We start from the raw sequence: 310 nt of genomic DNA, 5'->3' as shown, positions 1-310 counted from the left end.
TTCGGGTGCCCAATCTAGAGACCGGCCTGTGGCCCGCTTTTTGGCTGCTGGGCACCACAACCGCCAGCTGGCCCGCCAAGGGCGAAATCGACATGAAGGAAATGGGCCATCGCCAAACCGAGATCGACCATTTCCACGCCGGTGCGACCCCAAATAGCTATGTCGGTGGCAATGCCATTTTTTACTCCGACGATGCCTGCGTAGAAGGCTATCCGACTTGTGCGGCCATGTGGGCCTGGCAAACAGATAACGCCTATGTCTCGCAAACCCCGATGAACGATCGTTTTCTCACGTATCGGCTTTTCTGGAC

General features: G+C 56.8%; 1 pseudogene. It reads left to right on the top strand.

The features are described from left to right. A pseudogene (locus Q4563_RS18490) lies at window positions 1-310 on the top strand (family 16 glycosylhydrolase); the annotation flags it as partial.

It is taken from the genome of Gilvimarinus sp. 1_MG-2023, from assembly GCF_030548285.1.
The sequence above is the reverse complement of the archived record's forward strand: the minus strand, read 5'-3'. Positions and strand labels throughout refer to the sequence as shown.